Here is a 25768-nt window from a genome sequence, read left to right as displayed (position 1 = left end):
CGACATGAGCGAACTGACCATTACCGCCTTGCGGTTTGGCTTCCTGATCCTGCTCTGGGTCCTCGTCTTCAGCATTGTCTCGGCCATGCGCCGTGACCTCATGGTTGGCCGGAAAGCAGCCGCGGGGACTCCAACAGCGCGGCAGGTCCGCAAAAACCCTGATCTGGCCGAAGCTCCGCCGCAGCCGCTCAAACAGCATGCCCACCAGCTTGTGGTCACCGAAGGCCCGCTCAAGGGCACCACGGTCCCGCTTGCCGCCAGCCCCATCCTGCTGGGCCGCGCGCAGGAAGCAACCCTGGTGCTCGAGGACGACTACGCTTCGGGCCGTCACGCCCGGCTGTTCCCGCAAGGGAGCCGCTGGTTCATCGAGGACCTGGGTTCCACGAACGGCACCTATCTGGCCGACCAGCAACTAACCCGGGCCCTGCCCGTTGAACTTGGCGTACCCGTGAGAATCGGCAAGACGGTCATCGAATTGAGGCCATAGCCGTGGCGGCCGAAACCCCCGCAGACGAGACCCAGCCCGTGCAGCGGCCCCTGATCATGCGTTATGCAGCGCGCTCGGATGTGGGCCGTATTCGCGCCAAGAACGACGATTCCGCCTATGTGGGCCTTCACCTGGCAGTCGTGGCGGACGGTATGGGCGGCCACGCTGGCGGCGATGTCGCCTCGGCCGCAACGGTTCTGGACATGCTGCACCTGGACCACGGGGACTACAACGGGGATGCCATCACCGTCCTGGCCGACGAAATCCAGACCGCCAACTCGCTGCTGTCCGAGCTGGTGCACGTCAACCCCAAACTTGCCGGCATGGGCACCACTGTCACATCCCTGCTGCTTGCCGAGGGCAAGCTCCACTTCGCGCACATTGGCGATTCCCGGGCTTACCGTCTGCGGGACGGTGAGTTCGAACAGGTCAGCGTGGACCACACGTTCGTCCAGCGGCTCATCGACGAGGGCCGGCTGCGCCCCGAGGAAGCCGAGACCCACCCCCACAAGAACGTCCTGATGCGCGTCCTCGGCGACGTGGATGCCAGCCCCGAGCTGGACCTGGACACGTTGGACGTCAAACCCGGGGAACGCTGGCTGCTCTGCTCGGACGGACTGAACTACGTGGCCGGTCACGTGGTGGAACGCACCGTCCGTGAAACTAAAGACCTGCGCGAGTGCGCGGAAACCCTGGTTGACCTGACCCTTGAGGCCGGCGCACCGGACAACGTCACCGTGATCATGATGGAAATCGTGGAGGAAACGTCCGACGACGTCAGTACCGCCGCCGTCGACATCATCCCTTCCACAGTGGTCACCGAAGCCGTTGAAGCGGATACCGCTGACGCCGGCGTCCGTGATGAGTCGGCGCCGGCGCCGAAAGAAGACACCCCCAAAACGGCGGCCGCCGAACCGGCCGCGACCGCAGAACAGTCTGCCTCCACGGAACCGTCGCCCGCCACAGAACCTTCCACGTCCACGGACCCGCACCTGGGCGAGCACCTTTCAGCCCAAGTCCTGCGGCAGGAACTGGCGTCGCGTCCCCACGAACTGGTCGGAGCTGCGGCCACTGCGGCGGAAACCGGCTCCATTCCCACCCTTGCCGGGCGAACTGTTGCCCGGCGCGCTGCAACTGTGCTCACACACAAGGCCGAGACCCCCGCGCCAGAACCGGACGAGACCCAGGAACGGCCCAAGCCCCGCCGCTGGGTGACCTGGTCCATCGCCGCGTCCGTGCTGCTGGTCCTGACCGTCGGCCTCTGGCTTGGCTACGCATGGACCCAGACCAGGTACTACATCGGGGAGTTCGATTCGCGTGTTGCCATCTACAATGGCGTCTCACAGCGGCTCGGCCCCCTCCAGCTTTCGACCCTGGAAACGGTGACAGAGATCCGGATGGATTCCTTGCCCCAGTTCTCCCAACAGCGTGTTCGCCAGACGGTCCCTGCGCGAGACCTTTACGATGCACAGCGGATCGTTAAGAATCTCGAAGGCACCGGCACCATTGCCCCCGCTGACGAATGTCTCCCGGCCTCGCCCATCGCGCCGGTACCTTCCTCACCGGCAACCGCCACGCCGACGGCGCCCGCTCCGTCCCCGGACGCTGCCAACCCGGCAGCGGCGCCGGCCGCCACCGCCTCACCCAGCCCCACCGTTACTTGCGAGGGGGGCAAATGAGCCAGCTGAGCACGGTCCCCAAGCCGCGACGTAACGTTGAGCTGCTGCTGCTTCTCCTCGCACTGGCCGTTGGTATCGGCGCCAACATGCTGGTGGGCGTGGACCAGAAGAAGGCGTTCGACTCAGATTTCTGGTTCCAATCCAGCCTCCTGGCCGTGGCAGCCCTGGTCTTCCACGTGGTGCTCCGGTTCCGCGCAAAGTATGCCGATCCGGTAATACTTCCTATTGTGGTGACCCTGAACGGCCTCGGACTGGCCGTGATCCACCGACTTGACGCACCTGGGCAGGACACGGGCAACAACCAGCTGCGGTGGACCCTCATCGCCATGGCTGTGGCCATTTCGGTCATCTGGTTCCTCAAGGACCACAGGATCCTCCGCCGCTTCACATACATCTCGTTGGCCGTTAGTGCGCTCTTGCTGATCCTGCCCCTGCTCCCGGGCATCAGCGCCGGCGAAATCCTGGGGGCCCGGGTATGGATCCAGATCGGCCCCATGACCTTCCAGCCCGGCGAGGTGGCCAAGATTACGCTGGCCATATTCTTCGCCGGGTATCTTTCCTCCAACCGCGACCTCATCCTGCTGGCCGGCCGTAAAGTGGGCCCACTGCAGTTCCCCCGGTTCAAGGACATGGGCCCCATGATCACCGCCTGGCTGGTAAGCATCGGCGTGCTCGTCTTCCAGCGGGACCTCGGATCGTCCGTGCTCTTCTTCGGGCTGTTCATCGTCATGATTTATGTGGCAACCAGCCGCATCAGCTGGGTAGTCATCGGCCTGGTGCTGCTCCTGGGTGGCGGCATCATCGCCGCGCAGGTCTTCTCCCACGTGGAAGTGCGAATCTACGGCTGGCTGAACGCATTCAGCCCGGATGTTTACGAGAACGGCAGCCGGCAAGTCATCGAGGGCCTCTTCGGCATGGCCAACGGCGGACTGGTGGGTACAGGACTCGGCCAGGGCAGGCCGGACCTGGTTCCGTTCGCCAACAGTGACATGATCATCGCCTCCATTGGCGAAGAGCTTGGCCTGATCGGACTCTTCGCAGTGGTGCTGATGTACGTGCTGCTCTTCACCCGCGGATTCCGCGCCGCGCTGGGCACCCGGGACGCTTTCGGCAAACTTCTGGCGTGTGGCCTGTCGTTCGCCATCGCCCTGCAGTGCTTCGTGGTGATCGGCGGCGTAACCAGGCTGATTCCTCTCACGGGCCTGACCACCCCGTTCCTGGCGGCTGGCGGTTCATCGCTGCTGGCCAACTGGATCATCGTGGGCCTTCTCCTGCTGATCTCACACACCGCACGGGGCCCGGTGGACACCACTCCGCTGCCTCCCGGCGGCGCTGCCGAATCCTCCGGCATTGACATTCCCACCAAGGCAGTGAAGCAGGCATGAATCAGGCAATCCGCAACTCCTGGGTAGCAGCCATCGCCCTGTTTGCCCTGATCTTCGGCGCGATCAGCTTCGTCCAGGTAGTGGGCGCCGATGACCTCAAGGCCAACCCGTTGAACCGGCGCGCCATCCTGCAGAATTACTGCAACGACCGCGGCGCCATCATTGTGGGCGGGGACCCCGTGGCCGAATCCGTCGCGGGTTCGGAGCAGTGCGGGTTCCAGCGGACCTATCCGCAGCCCGAGCTCTATGCCGGCCTGACCGGCTTTTTCTCGCAGAACCACGGTGCCACGGGCCTGGAGCAGGCCATGCGTGAGCAGCTCGCGGGCAGCTCGGATCAGCAGTTCCTGGACCGGATCGGCCAGCTCTTTCTGGGCAGCCAGCCTAAGGGGGCGTCGGTGGAACTCACAGTGGATCCCACCCTCCAGAAGTTGGCGTACGACCTGATCCCGGATGGCCAGCGGGGATCCATTGTGGTCACCAATCCCAAGACCGGCGCCATCCTCGCCATGGCCTCCAAGCCGTCCTACGACCCCAATCTCATCGCCATCCAGAACCCCACGGCGGAAACCGCCAGCATCAAAGAGCTTCTCAAAGTTCCGGGGATCAACCTGTACCCGAACGTCAGCGGACCCACCGGAGAGATGCTTGCCCCGGGTTCCGTATTCAAGCTGGTGACCACGGCGGCCGCCCTGAACTCCGGAAAATACAACAAGGACAGCGACCTGCCCAATCCTGCGCAGATGCCGTTCCCGGGAATCGCTTATACGCTGCCCAACTACGCCGGCGGCACCTGCTACACCCGTGACACCGCCAGCTTCGCCTTTGCCCTGCAGCAATCCTGCAATACGCCCTTCGCCAGCATCGCCCTCGACCTCGGCCGGGATGCCATCGCAGCACAGGCGGCAAAGTTCGGTTTCGGCGAGGACATGGGCGGCCAGCTCAAACTCGCGTACGCCAAGGCCAACGGCTTCCCGGACGAACTGGACCAGCCGGGCCTGGCCCAGTCAGTGATCGGCCAGAAGGATGTCAGGGCCACACCCCTGCAGATAGCCCTGATGACTGCCGCGATCGCTAACAACGGCGTCCAGATGAGCCCCAGCCTGGTCAAGACGGTGCGGTCCCCGGACCTGCGCGTGATTGACGAGCCCAAGCCAGAAGTGCTCCGGACGTCCACCACGCCGGAAATTGCCAAGCAGATCACGGAATGGATGACCAGTGCCGTGAGCCAGGGCATAGCCGGCGCCGCGGGTGTCCCCGGCGTCCAGGTTGCCGGTAAGACCGGGACCGCAGAACTGGGCAACGGCCTGAACAACTCCTGGTTCACCGGGTTTGCCCCCGCGAACAACCCGCAGGTGGGTGTCACCATCGTCATGGAGGGCGTGGACATCTACACCGGCGCAAAGCTAACCAGTCCGAACGCGAAGAAGATTTTTGAGGCGGTGTTGAATAAGTGAGGCCAACAACGGGGATCACCCTCGGCGGCAGATTCCAGCTGACCACGCGGATCGCGATCGGCGGGATGGGCGAGGTCTGGAGGGCCAAAGACCTTGTTCTGGGCCGCATCGTCGCCATCAAGGTACTGAAAGAGGAGTACACGGGCGATCCCGGCTTCCTCCAACGGTTCCGCGCCGAGGCACGCCACACGGCCCTGCTGAACCACGTGGGCATCGCCAATGTCTTTGACTACGGCGAGGAAGAAGGTTCGGCGTACCTGGTCATGGAGTTGGTTCCGGGCCAGCCACTGAGCAGCATCATCGAACACGAGCAGGTGCTGTCCCCGGACCGAACGCTGTCCATGATCGCGCAGACCGCGCGTGCCCTTTCGGCGGCCCATTCGCAGGGCCTGGTGCACCGGGACGTCAAGCCGGGCAACCTGCTGATCACCCCGGACGGCCGGGTCAAGGTCACCGACTTCGGCATCGCCCGCCTTGCTGACCAGGTGCCGTTGACGCAGACCGGCCAGGTCATGGGCACCGCCCAGTATCTCGCCCCGGAACAGGCAACGGGCCAGACCGCCACAGGCGCCTCAGACATCTACGCACTGGGCGTGATCGGCTACGAGTGCCTCACGGGACACCGGCCGTTCTCCGGCGAATCCCAGATCGCGATCGCCCTGGCCCAGGTCAACGACGCCCCGCCGCCGCTGCCGGACACCCTGCCCAAACCGGTGCGGGCGCTCCTGATGTCCATGCTAGCCAAGGATCCCAAGAACCGGCCGGCCAACGCGATTAAGCTGTCCGAAGCCGCGGAGGCCATCCGCAACGGCGACATCAGCGCCGCGCATGCAGCCGTTCCGGGCATGCTTTTGTTCGAAGCCGCTACTGGCCCCATCACCGCACCGGTGGACGTTGCCACGGCGCCCACTGGCGTCATCAGCCAGAACGACAGCAATGCGACGACTTCCGCCCTGCCGGTGCTCGGCGCAGCGGCTGCGGGTGGCGCCGCGGATGCAGCCAGTCCGGATGCATCCGACGGCCCGGCTACCACCGCCATGTCCGGCGCGGGGAGCACACTCTCGCGCGCGGACGCCCTTGCCGCCGAACGCAGCTGGGTCCAGGAAGATACGTACGACGACGAACCCGCCGACGAACCCGACCGCCGCGGCCGGAGCCCCTGGACGTGGCCGCTGATCGCCCTGATCGTGCTGGTGCTGTTCGCGTTGGTGGGGTTCTTCCTGACCCAGCAGGGGATTTTCTCCCCCGCCCAGAACACCACCACCAACTCTGTGTCCAGCAGCGCTCCCCCCACGAGTGCCAGCCCCTCGAGGACGTCGCAGTCGGCAACCCCTACTCCCAGCCAGCCAAGTGCCACGCCCACTCCGACGCCGGAAATGGTGAACATCGTGGCCGCTGGCTACCTTGGTAAGGACTACCAGGCCGTCCGGTCGGCATTGGAAACGTTGGGGTTATCCGTGACAGGCCTCCCACAGCAGAGCACTGAAACGCCGGGCGAGGTCCTCGACCTCAACCCCACGGGGACAGTCCCCAAGGGAACATTGGTGACTGTCACTTATGCTGTGGCACCCCCTGCACCCCCTGCACCCCCGGCGCCCACACCGACGCAGACCAGTGCAGCACCTCGCCCAACAACTGCCCCATCAACGCCGGCAGCAGCCTCCACCCTGCCCAACTGCAACCCGGGCCAGGCGCCGGGACTGACTCCCACCTGCGCACCGTAGCCGCCAGGACCGCACGTGAATGATTCCCCCCGCACCCCGCTACACCGTGAGGACGCCCCCACGGTGACTAATCAGCGTGTCCTGAGTGAACGCTACGAACTCGGCGGGCTGATCGGACGTGGGGGCATGGCAGACGTCCACCGCGGACTGGACACCCGGCTGGGCCGTACGGTGGCCGTGAAGCTGCTCCGTCCGGACATGGCCCGGGATCCCCAGTTCCGGGCCCGTTTCAAGCGGGAAGCGCAGTCTGTGGCGGCGCTGAACCATTCTTCCATTGTGGCCATCTACGACACGGGCGAACACTTGGTGCAGGACGGCTCCGAGGACAGTGTCCGGGTGCCCTACATCGTGATGGAGTTTGTGGAGGGTAAGACGCTCCGCGATCTGATCCGGGCCAAGGAAGTCAGTATTGACCAGGCCATTGAGTTCTGTCTCGGTGTCCTCTCGGCCCTCGAGTACAGCCACAAGGCGGGCATTGTCCACCGGGACATCAAGCCAGCAAACGTGATGTACTGCGAGGGATCCAACTCCGTGAAGGTCATGGACTTCGGGATCGCCCGGGCCATGGCGGATTCCTCGGCCACCATGACCCAGACCCAGGCCGTGGTGGGAACTGCCCAGTACCTGTCGCCCGAACAGGCCCGGGGCGAAACCGTGGATGCACGCAGCGACCTCTACTCGGCGGCCTGCCTGCTGTACGAAATGCTCACGGGACGCCCGCCGTTCGTGGGCGACAGCCCAGTATCAGTGGCGTACCAGCACGTCCGAGAAATCCCCGGAGCGGCCAGCAGCCTGAATCCTGAGGTTTCGCCGGCGCTGGACAGTGTCCTTGCGAAGGCCCTGCAGAAGAACAGGGACGATCGATTCCAGGATGCGGCGGCCTTCCGTAGCGCCCTGCGCGCGGCCCGGGCGGGCGTCCCTGTTCCCGCGCTCCCGTCCACGGAGGCGCCCACCGACCCCAACGACCACGTCCCCACGCCGGCACCCACGCCGGCAACCGAGGCTTTTGCCGTCACCAGCGCCAGTTTCCTGGGCGATGCCCCCACCGGGCGCTATAACCTCACGGAAACGTACGACGACGGGGCAACAGTTCCCGTGCAGGCGTCCGCAACGATGGAACCGCAGGAAACGGACGATTTGCCCCTGGGCCTCCCGCCGGAACGGGAGCGGACCGCACGGCAGAAGTCCCGCCGTCGTACGTGGATTGCCACGCTGGTGATCTTCACCCTGCTGGTGCTCGCCGGCGGGGGCCTGTGGCTGTTCCAGCTCATGAACCAGCCGCCTCCGCCACCTCCCAAGGTGGTGGTGCCCGCAGTGGTCTCCCTGACTGAGTCTGCGGCACTCCAGGAACTCTGGGGCGCCAACCTGCGTCCGGAAATCAAACGCAGCACTCATAAGACCGTGCCCAAGGGGACGGCAATTGACACAGATCCGGCGGCTGGAACAGCGGTGGGTCCCAATGCCGCGGTGATCTTGAATATCTCCGAAGGTCCCAGCGTCCTGAAGATCCCGGAGAACCTTCCCGGCCAGACCGAAGCCGCAGCCCGCGACATTCTGCGGCAGACGGGGCTGGTCGGAGCACAATCCACCACCGAGGCCAACAGCGCGACGGTGCCCCGCGGCAGAGTGATCACCACCAGCCCTGCACCCGGCCAGATGGTGGCTCCGGGCAGCACAGTGGAGATTGTTGTTTCCACCGGCAAGGTGGCCATGCCGGAGTTGCGTGGCCGCACCCGCGCAGAGGCGGAAACGGCGCTCAAGGACCTGGGCCTGGTGCCCAACGTCCAGGAAGTGGAGAACTCCCAGGTGGAGGCCGGTAGGGTGACGGACCAGAGCGAGCCAGTGAACGTAGCGGTTGACCAGGGTAAGACCGTCAATGTGGTGGTCGCCAAGGAGCCGGCGCCGCCGCCTTCGCCAACAGCCACACCAACCGCCACACCCAGCGCCACACCCAGCGACAAACCCAGCAGGAGGGACTGACCCTCCACCCACAGCCAACAGCAACGCGGGGTCACTTCCTGCCCATCCCGCAGGGGAAAATGGGCGCGACGTGACCCCGCGCTGGTTTAAAGCCGGCCAGTCAGTGCTGGATGAGCGGGCTCAGCGTGGCCGCACGGGCGGCCGCACCGGTCATGCCCAGCGATTCGAGCCAGTTGCCCAGCATCTGGTAGCCGCCTTCGGTCAGGACGGACTCCGGGTGGAACTGCACGCCGCACAGCGGGGCCGTCCTGTGCTGAAGCCCCATGATTACGCCGGAGGCCGTTTCGGCGGTGATCTCCAGGACATCCGGAATGGTGTCCCGCACGGCCGCCAGCGAGTGGTACCGAGTAGCCGTCACGGGGGAGGGGAGCCCGGCGAACACACTGGTGCCGTTGTGCTCCACAAGGGACGTTTTGCCGTGCATCAGTTCAGGAGCGTGGGTGACCGTGCCACCGTAGGCTTCTGCCAGTGCCTGGTGGCCCAGGCAGACGCCGAACATCGGTTTGTTGTTCCCGCCGCACCATTTAATCAACTCGATGCACACACCTGCCTCGGCTGGGTTGCCGGGGCCCGGTGAGACGAGGACGCCATCGCGCGTTTCAGCCATTTCGATGGCCTCCGCGAGAGTCACATCGTCATTGCGCACCACCGTTGTTTCGGCGCCGAGTTCCTGGAGGTAGCCCACCAGGGTGTAAACAAAGCTGTCGTAGTTATCGACGACGAGGATTTTGGTTGTGGTCATGGCTGGCTTGCAGAACCAATCGTTGAGTCGGTGAATGCGGTGAATCCGGACATCCAGGGGAAGAGGAACTGGACCATCAGGACCAGAGCACCGGCGATGAGCGCCAGCGACGTGAGGAGCCGCAGCCAGAAGGGGCCCGGCAGGTGGCGGAAAATCCAGCCGTACATACTCAGCCTCCCCCTACTGCTGCCGCAACCTGGGCGGCGATCTCGGCCGGCGGCCCGGCCGATGCAGGGCGCCAGCTGTCCAGCACAGCGTAGGCGATGATGCGCTCCTCGGAGCCGAAACGCGGGTTGCAACTGGTCATGGTGAGGAAGCTTTCGGTGGGAGTGACGCCGGGGCGGGTGGGGACCGGTTCCAGGACATCGGTCCGGGACGGCATCACAATCTGGTTGTTACGGAAGACGTAGACGTAGTAGCCGTCCTTCGTCTGGACATATACCTTGTCGCCCGGAACAAGGGTATGGATGTTGTCCAGGACGGCGCCATGGGTCTGCCGGTGCCCGGCCACCGCGAAGTTCCCGACGGCGCCCGGCATGGCTGTGTTGGCGTAATGGCCCAGGCCCAGGGTGTCCAGGACGTCGCTGCTGGTCCCTTGCACGATGGGCCGGGTGTAGTAGTTGCCGAACCGGGGGATGTACATGATGCCGATGGTGCCGGCATGGCCAGGTGCCGTGGCGACCGCAGGAGTGCCGTGATCCACTGGCTCCGACGACGCTCCCAGGCCGGTGCCGGACGGCGCCGGCGGTGCTGCACTGCCGAGCTGCTGGGCGAAGTCCTTGATCACGGCGCTTTGCTTGGCGTCCGACTCCACGTTCGTCCACCACAATTGCCACCCCACAAACAACAAGAGAATGATGCCGGCCGTGATGAGCAGTTCGCCGAACACCTGCACCGTTCCTCGCAGGATAGAGGCGCGGGAGGGCTGGACACGCGCGGGCGGCCTGGCGGCACGCCTCGCCCTTTCCTGCACTACCACGCGTTCTCCTCCGGGGTGGCCGCGCCGGGCCATAGTGCACCCCGAACTGCGGCTAGAATTGGCTGCTAGTAAGAATCCAGATTTGACCAAGATCGCGCAGACCGCTGGCAACTTCCTTCTTGCAGGATATCAAGCCCGCGGCGCCGAGCTTGCTCCAGTCCGCCAAGGAGAGCACGTGCCCGAGTCAAAGCCACGCCGGAAGACTTCCAGCGCAGCGCAGCCCGCATCCGCGACGCAGGCGTACAAACCCAACGCCATCTGGTTTAAGCCCGTGATGTTCGGCCTGATGATCATCGGCCTCCTGTGGATCATCACCTTCTACATCAGCGAAGGCCGTTTCCCGGTCCAGGCCTGGGGGTCGTGGAACATTGTGGCCGGTTTCGGCATTGCCATTATCGGGTTCCTCATGACCACGCGCTGGCGCTCATAGCGCTGGCTGCAGTATCAGCATGACCCCCGCGGCCGGAGGCCTGGACGGCACGATCCTTGGCGATGACGGCCTTGCCCGTCCGCCGTGGGCTTCCGTCGATGCTCTCCTGCGTAAGTACTATGACACCGAGTGGGGCCTCCCGGTCCGGGACGAGCACGGTCTGTACGAACGCATCAGCCTGGAGGGATTTCAGGCCGGCCTGTCGTGGGCCACCATCCTCCGCAAGCGTCCGGCCTTCCGGAGCGCCTTCCACAATTTCCACCCGGACACCATTGCCGCATATACCGAGGCGGACGTTGAGCGGCTCCTGCAGAATCCCGGCATTGTCCGCAACCGGCTCAAGATCCGCGCCACCATCACCAACGCCCGCGCTACCGTCGCGCTCCGGGAGTGCGGAGGCCTCGCTGATTTTGTCTGGCAGTTCCAGCCCGCCGCCACGCCCCAGCCGGCCACACATGCAGACATCCCCAGTCAATCGCCCGAATCGGCAGCACTGTCCAAAGCATTGCGTAAGCACGGGTTTTCCTTTGTTGGCCCCACCACTATGTATGCGCTGATGGAGGCCATCGGCATGGTGGACACGCATTTGCTGGCGAGCCACCGGCGCGGGTCCTCGGGCGTCTGGCCCGCCTGACCAGCCCTGCCGTGGAGCGGGTTCTCCCCAGCTGTTGGAAAAGTTATCCACAATGTGCGTAACTTTTGTTTACGCCTGGCAGTAGGGCCCGGGCGCAGGCCCTGACGTGCAGGACACAAGCCACCATGACCGAACACACAGTTATTAACAGTGTGGATTAGCTGTGGATAACCTAACTCTCCGCGCGCGTGGCCCGCGGGGGAAACACAGCCAAGCCTCCCGTACTCAGCGCCCCCGGGCCACTGTTGCCGGGGCTTCGGGGTGCCGTGCTTAGCACCCCGGGCTACTTCTGCCGGACTGGTGTTGCCCGCCTACTAGTGCCGGGCTTAACGCTCTCGCTCACCGCTCCTGCCGGACCTGATGATGGCTGGTGATGGAGACGTGGTTGAAAGCGTTGATGTTGATCGCCAGCCCAGCTGATTATCGAAACTCCTCAACACTGAGATGTTCGCGCGCAGTGGCTTCCTCATGCTCACGGGTACGGGAATTCGGTAATCGACCCTGCCAAGGCCGGTGCCGCCCACTCCTTCTCCGTGAACAGCGCAGTGTCACGCAGGCCGGCAGCACAGCCAGCCGCTGCAGGGCCACTCCGGCCTTCACCGCGTCCCTCACGTGCAGGTCCAGGCAATACGGGCAGCCGTTGATCTGCGAGCTCCGCATGTAGATGTGCTGGGTTTGCGGTGGTGGCGCTCAGGGTGGTCCCACTTGCTGGGGCATTTGCGGGTCGAGGGCCAGGAAGCATTTTGCAACAAGCCACAGTTTTCCACTTACTAACAATCGACTACCCACAACTTATCCACAGCTGTGGACAACAATCCACAGGGTGGCGGGAGGGAAGCCCTCATGGGCCCCACGCGGGAGAAAAGGACACCTAACTACAAGTCCGTAAGTTATTAACATTGTGAATAACCCTGTTGATACCCGCCGGTTAAATGGCTTATAACCGGGCTGGGAAGCCAAAAATGGGCAAGTTGTCCACAGGACTAGCCGAAACGGGCCGGTTTCTCCACATAACCACAGGCTCGTCCCCAGAGGTTTTCCACACTTGTGGATAGTACAGGCGGAAAATCCTGGAAAATAGCTGGCTTCCGGGAGTTGAGACCTGACCGGCACCTGAACTACACGTGTGTAAGTTACCAACAGTGTGGATAACCCTTGTGTATAACTCTGGAGCTCAATACCAGTGGGAGGACCGTAAGAGTCCTTCACCCGCTGACTGCAATAGTGGCCAAGGCTCCGCAGAGGGCCGAGGCGCCGGGAGGGCCAGGGGCCTCAGGCACGGCATGGCGAGACGAGGCAGCAGTCATGGGCCCGGCTTGCAGTGCAGCTCGCAAGAGCGCAAAAGACCCCGGCGTCCGCTGGGGACGCCGGGGTCTGAAGTATGGAGGGTCGCGGCAGCAAGTGCACGCTAACGAGTGGGCGGTCTACCCAGAGGGGACCTAGCCTGGCGTGACCTAGCCTGAGGTGACCTTGACCCAGCTCACGGCAACGAGGAGGACCAACACGGCGGCGAGCCCGGCAGCCTGGATCAGTCCCTGGCGCGGACCGCGGGGCGTGTAGGCAATAACGGCAGCGCACAGGCCACCGGCGATCAGGCCCCCGAGGTGGGCCTGCCAAGCGATCTGGGGGACCACAAAACCAATCACGCCGTTGATGGCGATCAGGATCCACAGCTGGCGGGTATCTCCGCCGCGGTGCCGCTGCACCAGGAGCATAGCCCCGAAGAGACCGAAGATGGCACCGGAGGCACCCACAACACCGGTAAGGGGAACGCCCGGTTCGTAGCCGGGAGTGAGCGCCAGGTAACCGACTGAACCGCCGAATGCCGAGATCAGATACAAGGCGAGGAAGCGGATCCGTCCCATGAGCGGTTCGAGTGCCTGTCCGAAAATCCACAGCATGTACATGTTCAGCACAATGTGGAGGATGAACCCCTGGGAGTGCAGGAACGCGGCCGTCAGCATGCGCCAGGGTTCGAACTGGCCGAATTCGGGCGCAGCAAAGACGTTGGCGAACGCCAGGTTCTGGTAGATCCACTCGTTCGGAACCAGCCACTGCAGGACATACAGCACCACGCAAACCCCAATGATGCCGAACGTCACCAGTGGTTTGCCGGTAGCCACAGCGCCGCCGTAGGCGCTCTTGACGGCCGGCGTCGTCCGTTTTATTTCGTTGACGCAATCAACGCACTGGAATCCGACGGCGGCCGCCCGCTGGCAGTCCGGGCAGGCAGGGCGCCCGCAGCGCTGGCAGCGCACGTAAGAGGGCCTGTCCGGGTGCCTTGGGCACACCGGAACCTGCGCGGACGGCTCAGCCGCCGGAATTCCGTAGCTCATGCGATGGGGTTAGAGCTGCTCGATGTCGATGCTGTTGATGGTGACATCCTCCACCGGGCGGTCGCCCATGCCGGTACGAACGCCTTCGATGGCGTCGACGACCTTCTTGGATTCGTCGTCGGCCACCTCGCCGAAGATGCTGTGCTTGCCCTGCAGCCAGTCGGTGGGAATGGTGGTGATGAAGAACTGTGATCCGTTGGTGCCCTTGCCCATCTGGATGCCGGCATTGGCCATGGCCAGCTTGTAGGGGGCGTTGAAGCTGAGCTCAGGGTGGATCTCGTCGTCGAACTTGTAGCCCGGTCCGCCCACGCCGCGGCCCAGCGGATCGCCGGCCTGGACCATGAAGTCCTTGATGATGCGGTGGAAGATGGTGCCGTCGTACAGCGGCGTGCCCGTTTTGTCCTCGCCCGTCTCGGGGTGGGTCCAGGCCTGCTCGCCGGTGGCGAGGCCAACGAAGTTCTTGACCGTCTTGGGCGCGTGGTTGCCGAAGAGGTTGACGACGATGTCGCCGAGGCTGGTGTGGATGGTTGCTTTTGCAGTTGCGATGGCAGTCATACCGCCCATTCTTCCACGGCGGGTCAACGCGGAAAGCGGAAGGACCTGGAGTTCCGCGCTGGGTGAAATCAGCCGTAAATCCGCTGGAAGAATAGCCGGTGCAGGTCAATCCACGTAGGCTAACACCAGAACCGTCACATTAATCGGGAGGTAGTTGTGAAGAAATCGGATCGTATTGCCCGTGACCTTGAACAGTCAGTCAACAACGCAGTTGAGTATGCAAAGGACTGGGCATCCCCCCGCGTGGAAGCAGCAGTGGATTGGGCAGTTCCCCGCCTGCAGCACGGCCTGGACACGGCATCCCCCAGGATCCAGGAAGGGCTAAAGACTGCAGCCCACAACCTGGCCGGTGGCGTCGCAACAGTGACACCTCGCATCCAGGACGGCCTCGCGCAGCTTGCCCCGAAAATCCACGACGCCGTTGAAGTGACCACACCGCGGCTGCATGAGGCCGTGGACAGGGCCACCCCCGTCATCATGAACGCTCGTGACCGCGTGGTGGTGGAGTACCTGCCGCGCCTCTCGGACCAGATCGGCCACGCCTCGGAGGCTGTACACCGCACGCTGGAAAGTGCTCCCACGCATGTGGACGCCGTTGCCAAACGGCTCACCGATTCCGGTGTAGTGCATTCCCTTCAGGAGCAGGCTCAGTCGGCTGGCACCCAGCTCCGGGCCGCCGCGCATGGAGCGGGTAAGGCCGTAGGCATCCAGATCGCGGAGCCCCAGAAACCGAAGAAGCGTGGCTGGCTGGTGTTCGGCATCATCGCGGCCGCTGTGGCCGCAGGCGTTGCCGCTTGGAAGGCGTCCAAGCCCGTGGAAGATCCCTGGAAGACGCCGTCTCCGGTCACGCCCACTCCGGCTCCGGTGCCTGCCACGACGGTGAACGACGCCAAGGACACTGCAGAGGACGCCGCCAGCAAGGCTGCAGCCGCCACTGCCTCGGCCTCTGACATTGTTGCTGACAAGGCAGACGCTGTTGCTGACGAGGCAGAGGACGTTGCCGGGGATGCCAAGGGCAGCTCGGGTGATGCTGCCGATAAGGCCAAGCACCTGGCCGACGAGTCGGCGGTCGCGGAGGCCAAGGCTTCCACGGACGCCAAAACGGCCATGAAGAACATCGCGTCCAACATGAACGGTTCCGCGGACAAGAACACCAACTGATCATTCCGGCGCAGTCGCGCCGTCCACTGAAGGGGCTCCGCCTGGCGCGGGGCCCCTTCAGTGTTTTCCCAGTGTTTGTCCGGGCCCAAGCCCTGTCACCGCTGGGCAGGACCCCGATCGGTGCTAAATTTGGACTGATGTCAGCCGATAAATCCTCTGGGGATGCCTTGAACGACGCAGCGCAGCTGCCGCGCGTGTCCATTGTGATCCCGGCTTATAACGAGGAAAGTGTTATCCGGCAGTGTCTCATCGCTGCCGTCTACCAATCAGTGCCGGCCCACGAAATCATCGTGGTAGACAACCTCTCCACGGACCGAACCGCCGCCATCGTGGCGCAGATGCAACTTGAGTATCCGGAGAGCCCCGTCATTCTGCTCAGCCAGGACCAGGACCAAGGACTGATTCCTACCCGCAATTTCGGACTCAACCACGCCACCGGCGACGTTCTGGGCCGCATCGACGCCGACTCCGTGGTGGAGCCGGATTGGGTGGAGCAGGTCCAGCAGGCATTCCAGGACCCGTCAGTACAGGCGGCAACGGGTCCGGTGGTCTATTACGACATGCCCATGCGCCGCTTCGGCCTCAAGGCTGACGATAAAATGCGCCAACTGATGCTCAAGCTCGCCAAGCACCAGTACCATTTCCTCTTCGGTTCCAACATGGCACTGCGTGCCACCGCCTGGGAAACCATCCGGGATGAAACCTGCCGTGATGAGAAGGACGAGATGCACGAGGACATCGACCTCTCCCTGCACCTCGCCGACCACGAACTCAAGGTCCAGTACTGGCCTCAGATGGTCTCCGGCATGTCCGCCCGCCGGCTGGAAGACTCACCGCGGGACTACCGCTACTACGTGACCCGCTTCGACCGTACCTACAAAGCGCACAACGTCAAGAAGATGGCCCTCAAGGCACCGATGGTGGTCTTTTTCTCGGTGTACTTCCCGGCCAAACTCCTGCGTGCGATCCACACGGTCAATACCGCCCAGCCTGTCCGCCGCGGCGGACAATAGGCTGCGCCCTGCCGCCAGAGAGGGGGCGCCCTCAGTCCGTGCCCAGTTCGGCGAGATGGTCCGACGGCGGTTCCTCGGTTTGGTTGCCATCGACTGATCCGTTGCCCCGACGGCGGCCCGCGCGGAAGCGCTGTCCCATCACCACAACGGCAAGTCCGGCGAGGATGAGCCCCAGACCGGAGTAGGTGCCGGCTGGAAGCGTTTCGTTGAGGAATACCGCTGCCAGCAGAGCCGCGCCGGGGATTTCCAGCAGGATGATCATGGACACCAGCAGCGGGCTCATGGTGGCCAGCAGGTGATTAAAAGCGGTGTGGCCCACCAGTTGGGCACATACGGTGATGGCCACGATCCCCACCCAGCCAACGGCGTCGAACCCTGCCAGTGGCTGGCCGCTGAACAGCGCCAGCACCGCCACCAGCGCCGCGCACATCCCGTAGCAGAGTGTGGTGTAGGTTCCGGTGGTCATGGTCTGGCGGGCCTTGCCGCCAGCCAGGGTGTAGAGGCCGGCCAATGCACCTCCGGCCATAGCCAGGACATCGCCCAGAAAGGCCTCAGGCGAGGAGGCCATGTCGAACCCGGTGATGGTAACCACGCCGACAAAGGCGATGCCCAGTCCTGCCAGCACCTGCCACCGGTGCCTGGTCCCGCGGAAGAGCTGGAAGACCGCGATCCACGCCGACTGCAGGCACACCAACGCGGTGGCGGCGGCGACGGAGGTCAGTTGCAGGGAGGTGATGAAGCAGGCGAAGTGAAGGGCCAGCGCGACGGCGGCCAACAGGGACCAGCGGAATTCTGGTGCGGTGATGCGGCCGAACTGCCGCGGTTCGCGGACCAGGGTGGGGGTGGCCATCACCACGGCCGCGATGGCGTTGCGCCAGAAGGCAATGGCGAGGGCACTGACGGTGGTGGCTCCGAGGGTGGCTGCGATCAGTGGCCCGGATGAGGCCACGCCCAGCACTCCGAGTGCTGCGAGAAGGAGGTTCACTGTTTCACCCTATTGTTCGGCACAACGAAAAGTCCCGGACAGCGTTTCCGCTGTCCGGGACTTTCTTATGGTGGAGGCACGGGGACTCGAACCCCGAACCCCCTGCTTGCAAAGCAGGTGCGCTACCAATTGCGCCATGCCCCCATAAGAAGCAACCCGTCAATCATACCCTAGAACCGTGAAGCCTTTTGACAGCTTCCTGTCCGGGATCCGGCCTATTCGACCTGATCGGTCGACTGGCTCCAGACTGTTTTCCGGGCCTCGGATTCCTGTGCTTTCCTGTAGAGCAGGACGCCTGCGATCGCAGCTGCAAGTACCAGCAACTTCTTCACATGCACCCCGTTCCCGGCTCAGCCTGCCAAAGCAAACCGAACCATCCGTGAACCTGCACAGGTTCCGTGGGCGTACCAGGACTTGAACCTGGGACCTCTTCGTTATCAGCGAAGCGCTCTAACCGCCTGAGCTATACGCCCCGATGCCTCATCGGGCCGAGATATGACTGTACAGCACATCCCGGCCCGATCTCAAATCGAGGCATTTCACCGCGAAATTCCGGTGAAAAATCTGGGATTTAGTCGTCCGTCAGGGTCACACCAATGCCGCCCACGAGGGTAGCTGAGATGTTGTACAATACTGCCGAAAGCATGGAAAGGGCCGTCAGCAGGACCACGTTGACAACGGCGATGATGGTGGCGAACGAGGCCACCTGGCCCAGGGACGCGACCTTCTTGAGCTCGAAGCCGCCGCCCTCGGAACCTGCCAGGGTGCCCAGGAGACTGTCCACCTGGTCAAAGATTCCGGTGAGGTCCAGCACGGTCCAGAGCACGATGGAGGCCACCACCGTGACGATTCCCAGCGCCACGGACAGGAGGAATGCCATCTTCAGGACCGACCAGGCATCCACTTTGCTGACCAACAGCCGGGCACGCCTGACCTTGGCCTTGGGCGCGGGCTTGACGAGGTTGGGCTGGCCCTGAACGGGACGCTGGCCCGCAGCGGCTGGGCGCTGACCGGGGGCCGCAGGACGTTGGCCCTGTACGGGACGTTGCCCTGGCTGGCCTTGCACGGGCCGCTGGCCGGGTTGTCCCTGCGCTGCGCGCTGTCCCGGCGCTCCGGCCGGGGCTGCCGGCCGCTGCTGCGGACGGATGGGCGCGTTCACCCGGGGTGCGGCCGCGGGCTGCGGCGTTTCGCCGGGTACAGTGCTGCTCGGCTTGGGATATGAGTCGGGATTACTCACTCGTTACCTCCGGTGTAGTCTTCGTTCGGCTCAGCGTCGCCGGAGGCGTCCTCTGACTCAACAGCCGGCGATGTGTCTGGTTTTGTTGCTGACCCTGCGGATCCCTCCGGGGACCCGGCCTCTTCGGTCAACGTTACGTCATCATCCTCGGACTCTTCGCCCTCGAGACCGCGTTCGCTGTTCCGGGCCACTTCGATGATGCGGTCGTTTTTGTCCGGTTTTGCGAAGATGACACCCATGGTGTCCCGGCCCTTGGCAGGCACACCGGCCACGGATGAACGGACCACCTTGCCGCCCTCCATGACCACCAGGACCTCGTCCTCTTCCTGGACAATCAGGGCACCGACGAGATGGCCGCGTTCCTCCTGGTATTTGCCCACCTTGATGCCGAGGCCGCCGCGGCCCTGCAGGCGGTATTCCTCCACCGCAGTCCGTTTGGCGTAGCCACCCTCGGTGACGATGAAGACAAACGAGCCGTCCGTGACCACGTCGGCGGCCAACAGCTCATCATCCTCACGGAACTTCATTCCGGTGACACCGGAGGTGGCCCTGCCCATGGGGCGCAGTGCGTCGTCGGTGGCGGTAAAGCGGATGGACTGGCCCATGCGTGAGACGAGCATCAGATCATCTGATTCCGACACGAGCTGGGCCGAAACCAATTCGTCCTCGTCGCGCAGGTTGATCGCTATGACACCGGCGGAGCGGTTGGTGTCGTAGTCCTCCAGCCGGGTCTTTTTGACTAGGCCACGTTTGGTGGCCAGCACCAGATACGGCGACTGCTGGTAGTCCTTGAGGTCCAGCACCTGGGCGATGTGTTCGTCCGGCTGGAAGGCCAGCAGGTTGGCCACATGCTGGCCCTTGGCGTCACGCCCGGCCTCCACCAGCTCATAAGCCTTGGCACGGTAGACGCGGCCAAGGTTGGTGAAGAAGAGGAGCCAGTGGTGGGTGGTGGTGACAAAGAAGTGCTCCACCACGTCGTCGCCGCGAAGCTGGGCACCCTTGATGCCCTTGCCGCCGCGCTGCTGCGAACGGTAGTTGTCGCTGCGGGTGCGCTTGACGTAGCCGCCGCGGGTAATGGTGACAACCATTTCCTCCTCGGGGATCAGGTCCTCGATGGACATGTCGCCGTCGAAGCCCATGAGGATCTTCGTGCGGCGGTCATCACCATGCTTGGCCACGATTTCCGCCAGCTCTGTACTGATGATCTCGCGCTGGCGCGTCTCCGAGGCCAGGATCGAGTTGTACTCCGCGATCGCAGACTCCAGTTCGGCATGCCGGTCCTGGATCTTCTGACGTTCCAGGGCAGCCAGCCTGCGCAGCTGCATGTCCAGGATGGCCCGGGCCTGCAGCTCATCGATGTCGAGCAGCTGCATCAGGCCGTCGCGCGCAGCCTCGGTGGTGTTGGATGCCCGGATAAGGGCGATCACTTCGTCCAGCATGTCCAGTGCCTTGAGTAGTGCCCGCAGGATGTGGGCTTCCTCTTCGGCCTTGCGCAGGCGGTACCGCGTCCGGCGCGCAATGACATCCATCTGGTGGATGACCCAGTGACGGATGAACGCGTCCAGGCTCAGGGTCCGCGGAACGCCGTCCACAATGGCCAGCATGTTGGCGGAGAAGTTGCTCTGCAGCTCGGTGTGCTTGTAAAGGTTGTTCAGCACCACCTTGGCCACGGCGTCGCGCTTGAGGACGATCACCAGGCGCTGGCCGGTGCGGCCGGAGGTTTCGTCGCGGAGGTCCGCGATGCCGGAGATCTTGCCGTCCTTGACCAGTTCAGCGATCTTGATGGCCAGGTTGTCCGGGTTGGCCTGGTACGGCAGTTCGGTGACCACCAGGCAGGTGCGTCCCTGGAGTTCCTCCACATTGACTACCGCGCGCATCGTGACGGAACCACGGCCGGTCCGGTAGGCGTCCTCGATGCCCTTCCGACCAAGAATGGTTGCGCCGGTGGGGAAATCGGGTCCCTTGACGCGCACCATCAGCTCTTCGAGAAGTTCCTCGCGGGTGGCCGTCGGGTTGGCCAGGTACCACTGGACACCGTCGGCTACTTCGCGGAGGTTGTGTGGCGGGATGTTGGTTGCCATGCCCACTGCGATGCCGGAGGAACCGTTGACCAGCAGGTTGGGGAACCGCGCCGGCAGGATGGTGGGTTCCTGGTTCTTTCCGTCGTAGTTGTCCTGGAAGTCGACCGTTTCCTCGTCGATGTCCCGGACCATCTCCATGGCCAGCTGCGCCATTTTGGTTTCGGTGTACCGCGGGGCGGCTGCACCGTCATTGCCTGGCGAACCGAAGTTGCCCTGTCCCAGCGCCAGGGGGTAGCGCATGGTCCAGTCCTGGATCAGGCGCACCAAGGCGTCGTAAATCGCGGTGTCGCCATGGGGATGGTACTGGCCCATGACTTCGCCCACCACACGTGCGCATTTGTTGAACGAACGCTCCGGGCGGTAGCCGCCGTCGAACATCGCATAAATCACGCGGCGGTGCACGGGTTTGAGGCCGTCGCGCACGTCGGGAAGGGCGCGGCCCACAATTACGGCCATGGCGTAGTCGAGGTAGGAACGCTGCATTTCGGTCTGCAGGTCCACCTGCTCAACGCGGTCGATCAACACATCGCCTTCAAGTACGGTTTCCGGAAGATCGGCGGAATCCGCCGGGTTCTCGGGTGTCTCGTCACTCATCGTTTATATTTTCCGTTTCAGGTATATGTCGGTTATGGAATATCAGTCGGTGAGGCCGGCTAGATATCCAGGAACCTGACGTCCTTGGCGTTCTGCTGGATGAAGTTTCGGCGGGACTCCACGTCTTCACCCATCAGGGTGGCGAAGGTCTGGTCCGCTGCCAGGGCATCGTCCATGGTGACCTGCAGGAGGGTGCGGTGGTCCGGGTCCATGGTGGTGTCCCACAGTTCGGTGTAGTCCATCTCGCCCAGGCCCTTGTAGCGCTGGATACCGTTGTCCTTCGGGATGCGGCGGCCGGCAGCCTGGCCGGCAAGGAGCTTCGCATCCCGCTGCTTGTCACTGAAGACGTAGTCGTGCGGCGCATTGGACCACTTGATCCGGTACAGCGGCGGCTGTGCCAGGTAGACGTAGCCGTTTTCGATGAGCGGACGCATGTAGCGGAACAGGAGCGTCATCAGGAGGGTGGTGATGTGCTGGCCGTCAACGTCGGCATCGGCCATCAGCACGATCTTGTGGTACCGGAGCTTGCTCAGGTCGAAATCCTCGCCGATGCCGGTGCCGAACGCCGTGATCATGGACTGGACCTCGGCGTTGCCCAGTGCCTTGTCCAGCCGGGCCCGTTCCACGTTCAGGATCTTGCCGCGGAGGGGCAGGATGGCCTGGGTTTCGGGGTTGCGTCCGCGCTTGGCCGAACCACCGGCGGAGTCGCCCTCCACAATATAGACCTCGCAGCGCGCGGGGTCCTTCGAGGAGCAGTCGGAGAGCTTACCCGGCATGCCGAAGGACTCCAGCGGGCTCTTGCGGCGGGCGTTATCGCGGGCCTTGCGGGCGGCCATGCGGGCCTGGGCCGCCGAGATGGCCTTGCGGATAACGTCGCGGGCCGGGCCGGGGTTGCGTTCCAGCCAGTCGCCAAGACCGTCAGTCACAACGCGCTGGACAAAACCCTTGACCTCGGAGTTGCCAAGCTTGGTCTTGGTCTGGCCTTCGAACTGCGGCTCTGCGAGCTTGACCGAGATGACTGCCGTGAGGCCTTCACGGATGTCATCACCGGTGAGGTTGTCATCCTTTTCCTTGATGATGCTCTTCTCCCGCGCGTAGCGGTTGATGAGCGATGTCATCGCGGCCCGGAAGCCCTCTTCGTGGGTGCCGCCCTCATGGGTGTTGATGGTGTTGGCGTAGGTGTGGACGCTTTCGGAGTACGCGCTGGTCCACTGCATCGCCATTTCCAAGGCAATTTTGCGGTCCTTATCCTCGGTTTCAAAGGCAATGACGTCCTCGTGCACAACATCAACCTTTTTGCCCGAGTTCAGGTGCTTCACGTAGTCCAGGAGGCCGTCGTCGTATTGATACACCACGGTGCGGTGATCTGCGGCGACTTCGCCTTCGGTGACAACACCATCAAGGTCGAGGTCGTCGTCGGACTCCGACTTCACCGCAACGGGGCGCTCGTCCGTGAGGGTGATGCGGAGGCCCTTGTTCAGGAAGGCCATCTGCTGGAAGCGGGCCCGAAGCGTCTCAAAATCGAAATCGATGGAATCGAAGATGCTGGCGTCAGGGTAGAACGTCTGGGTGGTGCCGGTCTCGGTGGTTTCTTCACCCTTGACCAGGCCTCCCTGGGGCTTGCCGCCGTCGGCGAAGGACATCCGCCAGGCGTTACCCTGGCGCCGGACCGCGGTGTCCACCCGGCTGGAGAGGGCGTTAACCACGGAAATACCCACACCGTGGAGGCCGCCGGAAACGGCATAACCACCGCCGCCGAACTTGCCGCCGGCGTGCAGGATCGTCATCACCACCTCAACGGTGGGCTTGTGCTCGGTGGGGTGCATATCCACGGGGATTCCGCGGCCATCATCAACAACTTTCACGCCGCCGTCCGCCTGCAAGACAACTTCGATGTGCGTGCAGTAGCCTGCCAGGGCCTCGTCAACGGAGTTGTCCACCACTTCATAGACCAGGTGGTGCAGGCCGCGCGGTCCGGTGGAACCGATGTACATGCCCGGACGTTTCCGGACTGCCTCAAGGCCTTCAAGTACTGTAATATCGCTTGCGCCATACTCCCGCGGTGCCACGGCCTCCGCCGGCGTATCGGGCGTAGGCACGCCCTCCACTGCGCGTTCCACTGCCTGGGTATCTGTATTGTCGTTAGCCACAGGTGCTGTCGACTCCTCTTTTTCGATGATGGCCGGCGGTAACTTTCCCAAGGAAAAGCGGCCGCCAACAGGCACAAGGTGATGGCACTGACGAGTAGGTCGACCTGCAGAACGAGATCCGGCTGCGTTGAGCGCGCGGAAAACGGACTCAGTCAACGTTTCACCGGCGCCCAGTTATCTGTTGCAATTCTACCGTGAAATGGCTGCTATTCCCGCATTCCAGAGGGGACGCGGAGTCCCAAAATGCCTGCGTGAGGCCGTTGATCCCGCCTTGGCCGCCCTCGCGGTCCCACCTCCGGGTTCCTATACGCCCCAAGGGCGTTAGACCGCCCTACACGCCGTCCGGCCAATATTCAAGAGCCGACGACGGCGGCTAACCGTACGTATCGCGCGGCCCCCGGCCGTTGACGGTACGGCCGCCCTTGCGCCAACTCGGTGCCGATGGTCCGAGCACCTGGATGCTGGTGACCACTCCGTCGCCCAGTTCGGTGCGGAATTTCTCCAGGAGGCTGATGCTCAGCAGCCGCAGCTGCGTGGCCCAGGCGGTCGAATCACAGCGGACGTGCAGGGTGGTGTCGGTAAAACTCTCAGGTGTGCAATGCGCCGAGATTTCCGGACCCACCAGGGTGGCCCACTCCGCCATGACGGAACCCACCGCCACCGGCGAGGTCCACCCGCGTTCGGCCACGAGGCGTCCCACGACTTTGCCAAGTCCAAGGGGATCCCGGCCAGTCGAATGGAACTGACTGAAGCCCCGGGTGTCCCTGACGCCGCGTTTGGCTTTCGCGGCCCCGCCGGAAGGAAGTGCCTTACGGCGGATTTCGCCGCGGGACGCAGCGGCCTCGCGCATCCTGTTCAGTGCCGCCTGGGGCGCGTCGATGTTGTCAGGATCCCGGCCGGGCTGCAGCCCGCCCTTTTCATCCTTATTCATCGATACCTCCCGGGATAACCTTCACCCGCCGGCCGGAGAGCTCGTCCGGGATGTCGGCGTCGACGGCGGCTGTCACCAGGACCTGCTCCGCGCCGGAGACTATTGCCGCCAGTTTACGCCGTCGCTGGACATCGAGCTCGGCAAAAACGTCGTCGAGGATGAGGATCGGAGCAGACCCGCCGGTCCGGGCGTCGTCCAGCATGACGTAGTACGAGGCAAGCCGCAATGAGAGGCACATCGACCACGTTTCGCCGTGCGAGGCATACCCCTTTGCGGGCGCTTCGCCGAGGATCAGTGCCAGCTCGTCCCGGTGCGGTCCCACCAAAGAAATTCCCCGTTCCAGTTCCTTTCGGCGCGACGCTGCGAAGGCCTGGACATAGCGGTGGGTGAGTTCCTCGACGGTGAGGAAACGGAGATCGTCGGCTCCGGCGGACCCGGCCACCGCGGAACCGCCGCCGGCATCCGGGGCCGAGCCGTCGTCGTCCATTAGGTTCTGGAGTGTGGACCGGTACACGGCGCCGGCTTCCTTGGAACCGTCGGTGAGCTGGGCATACGCCTTGGCCAGGTGAGGGCGAAGCCGTTCCACGAGTTCCAGCCTGGCATACAGCAGCTCGGCGCCGGCCCGGGCCATGTGCATGTCCCAGACATCGAGCGTGGCTTCATGGCCGGCAGTGAATTTTCCGGTGCGGGCGGATTTGAGCAGCGCATTGCGCTGTTTGAGGACCCGGTCGTAATCGGTGCGGGTGGCCGAATGCCGCGGAATCAGGCTGACCAGCAGCTCGTCGAGGAACCGGCGGCGGCTTGACGGATCCCCCTTGACCAGCGCCAGGTCCTCGGGCGCGAACAGCACTGTCTGGCAGATTCCCAGCAGATCCCTGGCAGGGACCGGATTGCTGCGGTTAATCCGGCCGCGGTTGGCCCGGCCGGCGTTGATTTCGAGTTCCAGCACCGTGGTCTGCCCGCCGCGGACCACACGGGCCCGGACCAGCGAACGTTCCGTACCGAACCTCAGCAGCGGACCGTCGGAACTGACCCGGTGCGAACTGAGCGTAGCCAGGTAACCGATGGCCTCCATCAGGTTCGTCTTGCCGATTCCGTTGGATCCTACCAGAACCGTCACACCCGGCCCGAGGGCAAGGTCAACCTGGGCGTAGCTGCGGAAATCGGTCAGCGAAAGGTGTTCTAGGTACACTCGGTCTTCAGAATTCTCGGAACCCCGCGGGTTGAGGGG

General features: G+C 63.9%; 23 protein-coding genes and 2 tRNA genes. 10 read left to right on the top strand and 15 right to left on the bottom strand.

The features are described from left to right. Window positions 1–4: 4 nt before the first annotated feature. Genes ABIB45_RS18450 through pknB form a run of 6 tightly spaced genes read left to right on the top strand, consistent with a single transcriptional unit; the run spans window position 5 to window position 8709 of the window. The gene (locus ABIB45_RS18450) at window positions 5–487 is read left to right on the top strand and encodes an FHA domain-containing protein FhaB/FipA (RefSeq protein ID WP_354217330.1); all 483 of its coding nucleotides are present in this window, start codon (window positions 5–7) and stop codon (window positions 485–487) included. A gap of 56 nt (window positions 488–543) precedes the next feature. Next, complete coding sequence (locus ABIB45_RS18445) at window positions 544–2166, top strand: PP2C family protein-serine/threonine phosphatase (protein ID WP_354217329.1); 1623 nt, start codon at window positions 544–546, stop codon at window positions 2164–2166. Beyond that, window positions 2163–3551 (top strand): FtsW/RodA/SpoVE family cell cycle protein, encoded by a 1389-nt coding sequence (locus ABIB45_RS18440; RefSeq protein ID WP_354217295.1) that lies wholly within the window; start codon window positions 2163–2165, stop codon window positions 3549–3551. The genes ABIB45_RS18445 and ABIB45_RS18440 overlap by 4 nt, the downstream gene beginning before the upstream one ends. Further along, window positions 3548–5005: a penicillin-binding transpeptidase domain-containing protein gene (locus ABIB45_RS18435; protein ID WP_354217294.1), complete on the top strand. Its 1458-nt coding sequence runs from the start codon at window positions 3548–3550 to the stop codon at window positions 5003–5005. Before ABIB45_RS18440 ends, ABIB45_RS18435 begins: the two co-directional genes overlap by 4 nt. Then, window positions 5002–6729: a protein kinase domain-containing protein gene (locus ABIB45_RS18430; RefSeq protein WP_354217293.1), complete on the top strand. Its 1728-nt coding sequence runs from the start codon at window positions 5002–5004 to the stop codon at window positions 6727–6729. The genes ABIB45_RS18435 and ABIB45_RS18430 overlap by 4 nt, the downstream gene beginning before the upstream one ends. A gap of 15 nt (window positions 6730–6744) precedes the next feature. Continuing rightward, window positions 6745–8709 (top strand): Stk1 family PASTA domain-containing Ser/Thr kinase, encoded by a 1965-nt coding sequence (gene pknB / locus ABIB45_RS18425; RefSeq protein WP_354217292.1) that lies wholly within the window; start codon window positions 6745–6747, stop codon window positions 8707–8709. Window positions 8710–8809: 100 nt separating this feature from the next. Here the strand turns inward: pknB and ABIB45_RS18420 are convergent, their stop codons facing one another. Genes ABIB45_RS18420 through ABIB45_RS18410 form a run of 3 tightly spaced genes read right to left on the bottom strand, consistent with a single transcriptional unit; the run spans window position 8810 to window position 10430 of the window. Continuing rightward, window positions 8810–9451, bottom strand: coding sequence for an aminodeoxychorismate/anthranilate synthase component II (locus ABIB45_RS18420; protein ID WP_354217291.1), 642 nt, complete (start codon window positions 9449–9451; stop codon window positions 8810–8812). Continuing rightward, window positions 9448–9618 carry a hypothetical protein gene (locus tag ABIB45_RS18415; protein WP_354217290.1) on the bottom strand — a complete coding sequence of 57 codons (171 nt, stop codon included), beginning with the start codon at window positions 9616–9618 and terminating at the stop codon, window positions 9448–9450. The genes ABIB45_RS18420 and ABIB45_RS18415 overlap by 4 nt, the downstream gene beginning before the upstream one ends. Window positions 9619–9620: 2 nt before the next feature. After that, the gene (locus ABIB45_RS18410) at window positions 9621–10430 is read right to left on the bottom strand and encodes a class E sortase (RefSeq protein WP_502909127.1); all 810 of its coding nucleotides are present in this window, start codon (window positions 10428–10430) and stop codon (window positions 9621–9623) included. Window positions 10431–10605: 175 nt separating this feature from the next. Between ABIB45_RS18410 and ABIB45_RS18405 the strand changes: the two genes are divergently transcribed. Both ABIB45_RS18405 and ABIB45_RS18400 read left to right on the top strand, forming a co-directional pair. Beyond that, window positions 10606–10860: a cell division protein CrgA gene (locus ABIB45_RS18405; protein ID WP_354217327.1), complete on the top strand. Its 255-nt coding sequence runs from the start codon at window positions 10606–10608 to the stop codon at window positions 10858–10860. A gap of 19 nt (window positions 10861–10879) precedes the next feature. Continuing rightward, entirely contained in the window at window positions 10880–11494 is a 615-nt protein-coding gene (locus ABIB45_RS18400) for a DNA-3-methyladenine glycosylase I (RefSeq protein ID WP_354217289.1), read from the top strand. A 420-nt stretch (window positions 11495–11914) separates the two neighbouring features. Here the strand turns inward: ABIB45_RS18400 and ABIB45_RS18395 are convergent, their stop codons facing one another. From ABIB45_RS18395 to ABIB45_RS18385, 3 genes are all read right to left on the bottom strand, one after another. Beyond that, on the bottom strand, window positions 11915–12160 hold the full coding sequence (locus tag ABIB45_RS18395; RefSeq protein ID WP_354217326.1) for a carboxymuconolactone decarboxylase family protein: 246 nt from the start codon (window positions 12158–12160) through the stop codon (window positions 11915–11917). A 788-nt stretch (window positions 12161–12948) separates the two neighbouring features. Then, window positions 12949–13830, bottom strand: coding sequence for a rhomboid family intramembrane serine protease (locus ABIB45_RS18390; RefSeq protein WP_354217288.1), 882 nt, complete (start codon window positions 13828–13830; stop codon window positions 12949–12951). 9 nt (window positions 13831–13839) lie between these two features. Then, window positions 13840–14385, bottom strand: a complete 546-nt coding sequence (locus ABIB45_RS18385; protein ID WP_354217287.1) for a peptidylprolyl isomerase — start codon at window positions 14383–14385, stop codon at window positions 13840–13842. A 156-nt stretch (window positions 14386–14541) separates the two neighbouring features. On the opposite strand from ABIB45_RS18385, the gene ABIB45_RS18380 reads away from it, so the two are divergent. Both ABIB45_RS18380 and ABIB45_RS18375 read left to right on the top strand, forming a co-directional pair. After that, entirely contained in the window at window positions 14542–15546 is a 1005-nt protein-coding gene (locus ABIB45_RS18380; protein ID WP_354217286.1) for a hypothetical protein, read from the top strand. Window positions 15547–15683: 137 nt separating this feature from the next. Further along, window positions 15684–16559 carry a glycosyltransferase family 2 protein gene (locus ABIB45_RS18375; RefSeq protein ID WP_354217285.1) on the top strand — a complete coding sequence of 292 codons (876 nt, stop codon included), beginning with the start codon at window positions 15684–15686 and terminating at the stop codon, window positions 16557–16559. 31 nt (window positions 16560–16590) lie between these two features. On the opposite strand, the gene ABIB45_RS18370 is transcribed toward ABIB45_RS18375, so the two are convergent. The 9 genes from ABIB45_RS18370 to recF all read right to left on the bottom strand — a co-directional run bounded on the left by ABIB45_RS18370 (window position 16591) and on the right by recF (window position 25729). Next, entirely contained in the window at window positions 16591–17544 is a 954-nt protein-coding gene (locus tag ABIB45_RS18370; RefSeq protein WP_354217284.1) for a DMT family transporter, read from the bottom strand. 68 nt (window positions 17545–17612) lie between these two features. Then, window positions 17613–17688: transfer RNA gene (locus ABIB45_RS18365), tRNA-Ala, on the bottom strand. Between the two features lie 71 nt (window positions 17689–17759). Continuing rightward, window positions 17760–17876, bottom strand: coding sequence for a DLW-39 family protein (locus ABIB45_RS18360; RefSeq protein WP_354217282.1), 117 nt, complete (start codon window positions 17874–17876; stop codon window positions 17760–17762). Between the two features lie 67 nt (window positions 17877–17943). Then, window positions 17944–18017 (bottom strand) — tRNA-Ile (locus ABIB45_RS18355). 98 nt (window positions 18018–18115) lie between these two features. After that, a complete protein-coding gene (locus tag ABIB45_RS18350) occupies window positions 18116–18781 on the bottom strand; it encodes a DUF3566 domain-containing protein (protein WP_354217281.1) in 666 nt (221 codons plus the stop codon). Then, the gene (gene gyrA, locus ABIB45_RS18345) at window positions 18778–21456 is read right to left on the bottom strand and encodes a DNA gyrase subunit A (RefSeq protein ID WP_354217280.1); all 2679 of its coding nucleotides are present in this window, start codon (window positions 21454–21456) and stop codon (window positions 18778–18780) included. Before gyrA ends, ABIB45_RS18350 begins: the two co-directional genes overlap by 4 nt. A gap of 59 nt (window positions 21457–21515) precedes the next feature. Next, window positions 21516–23606, bottom strand: a complete 2091-nt coding sequence (gene gyrB / locus ABIB45_RS18340; protein ID WP_354217278.1) for a DNA topoisomerase (ATP-hydrolyzing) subunit B — start codon at window positions 23604–23606, stop codon at window positions 21516–21518. A gap of 373 nt (window positions 23607–23979) precedes the next feature. Next, window positions 23980–24537, bottom strand: a complete 558-nt coding sequence (locus tag ABIB45_RS18335; protein WP_354217277.1) for a DciA family protein — start codon at window positions 24535–24537, stop codon at window positions 23980–23982. Further along, window positions 24530–25729, bottom strand: a complete 1200-nt coding sequence (recF, locus tag ABIB45_RS18330; RefSeq protein ID WP_354217276.1) for a DNA replication/repair protein RecF — start codon at window positions 25727–25729, stop codon at window positions 24530–24532. The genes ABIB45_RS18335 and recF overlap by 8 nt, the downstream gene beginning before the upstream one ends. Window positions 25730–25768 lie beyond the last annotated feature (39 nt).

Origin of the sequence: Arthrobacter sp. UYCo732 (assembly GCF_040547265.1) — a bacterium.
Lineage (GTDB): Bacteria > Actinomycetota > Actinomycetes > Actinomycetales > Micrococcaceae > Arthrobacter.
Note: the sequence above shows the minus strand (reverse complement) of the source record. Positions and strands in the feature narration are given on the sequence as shown.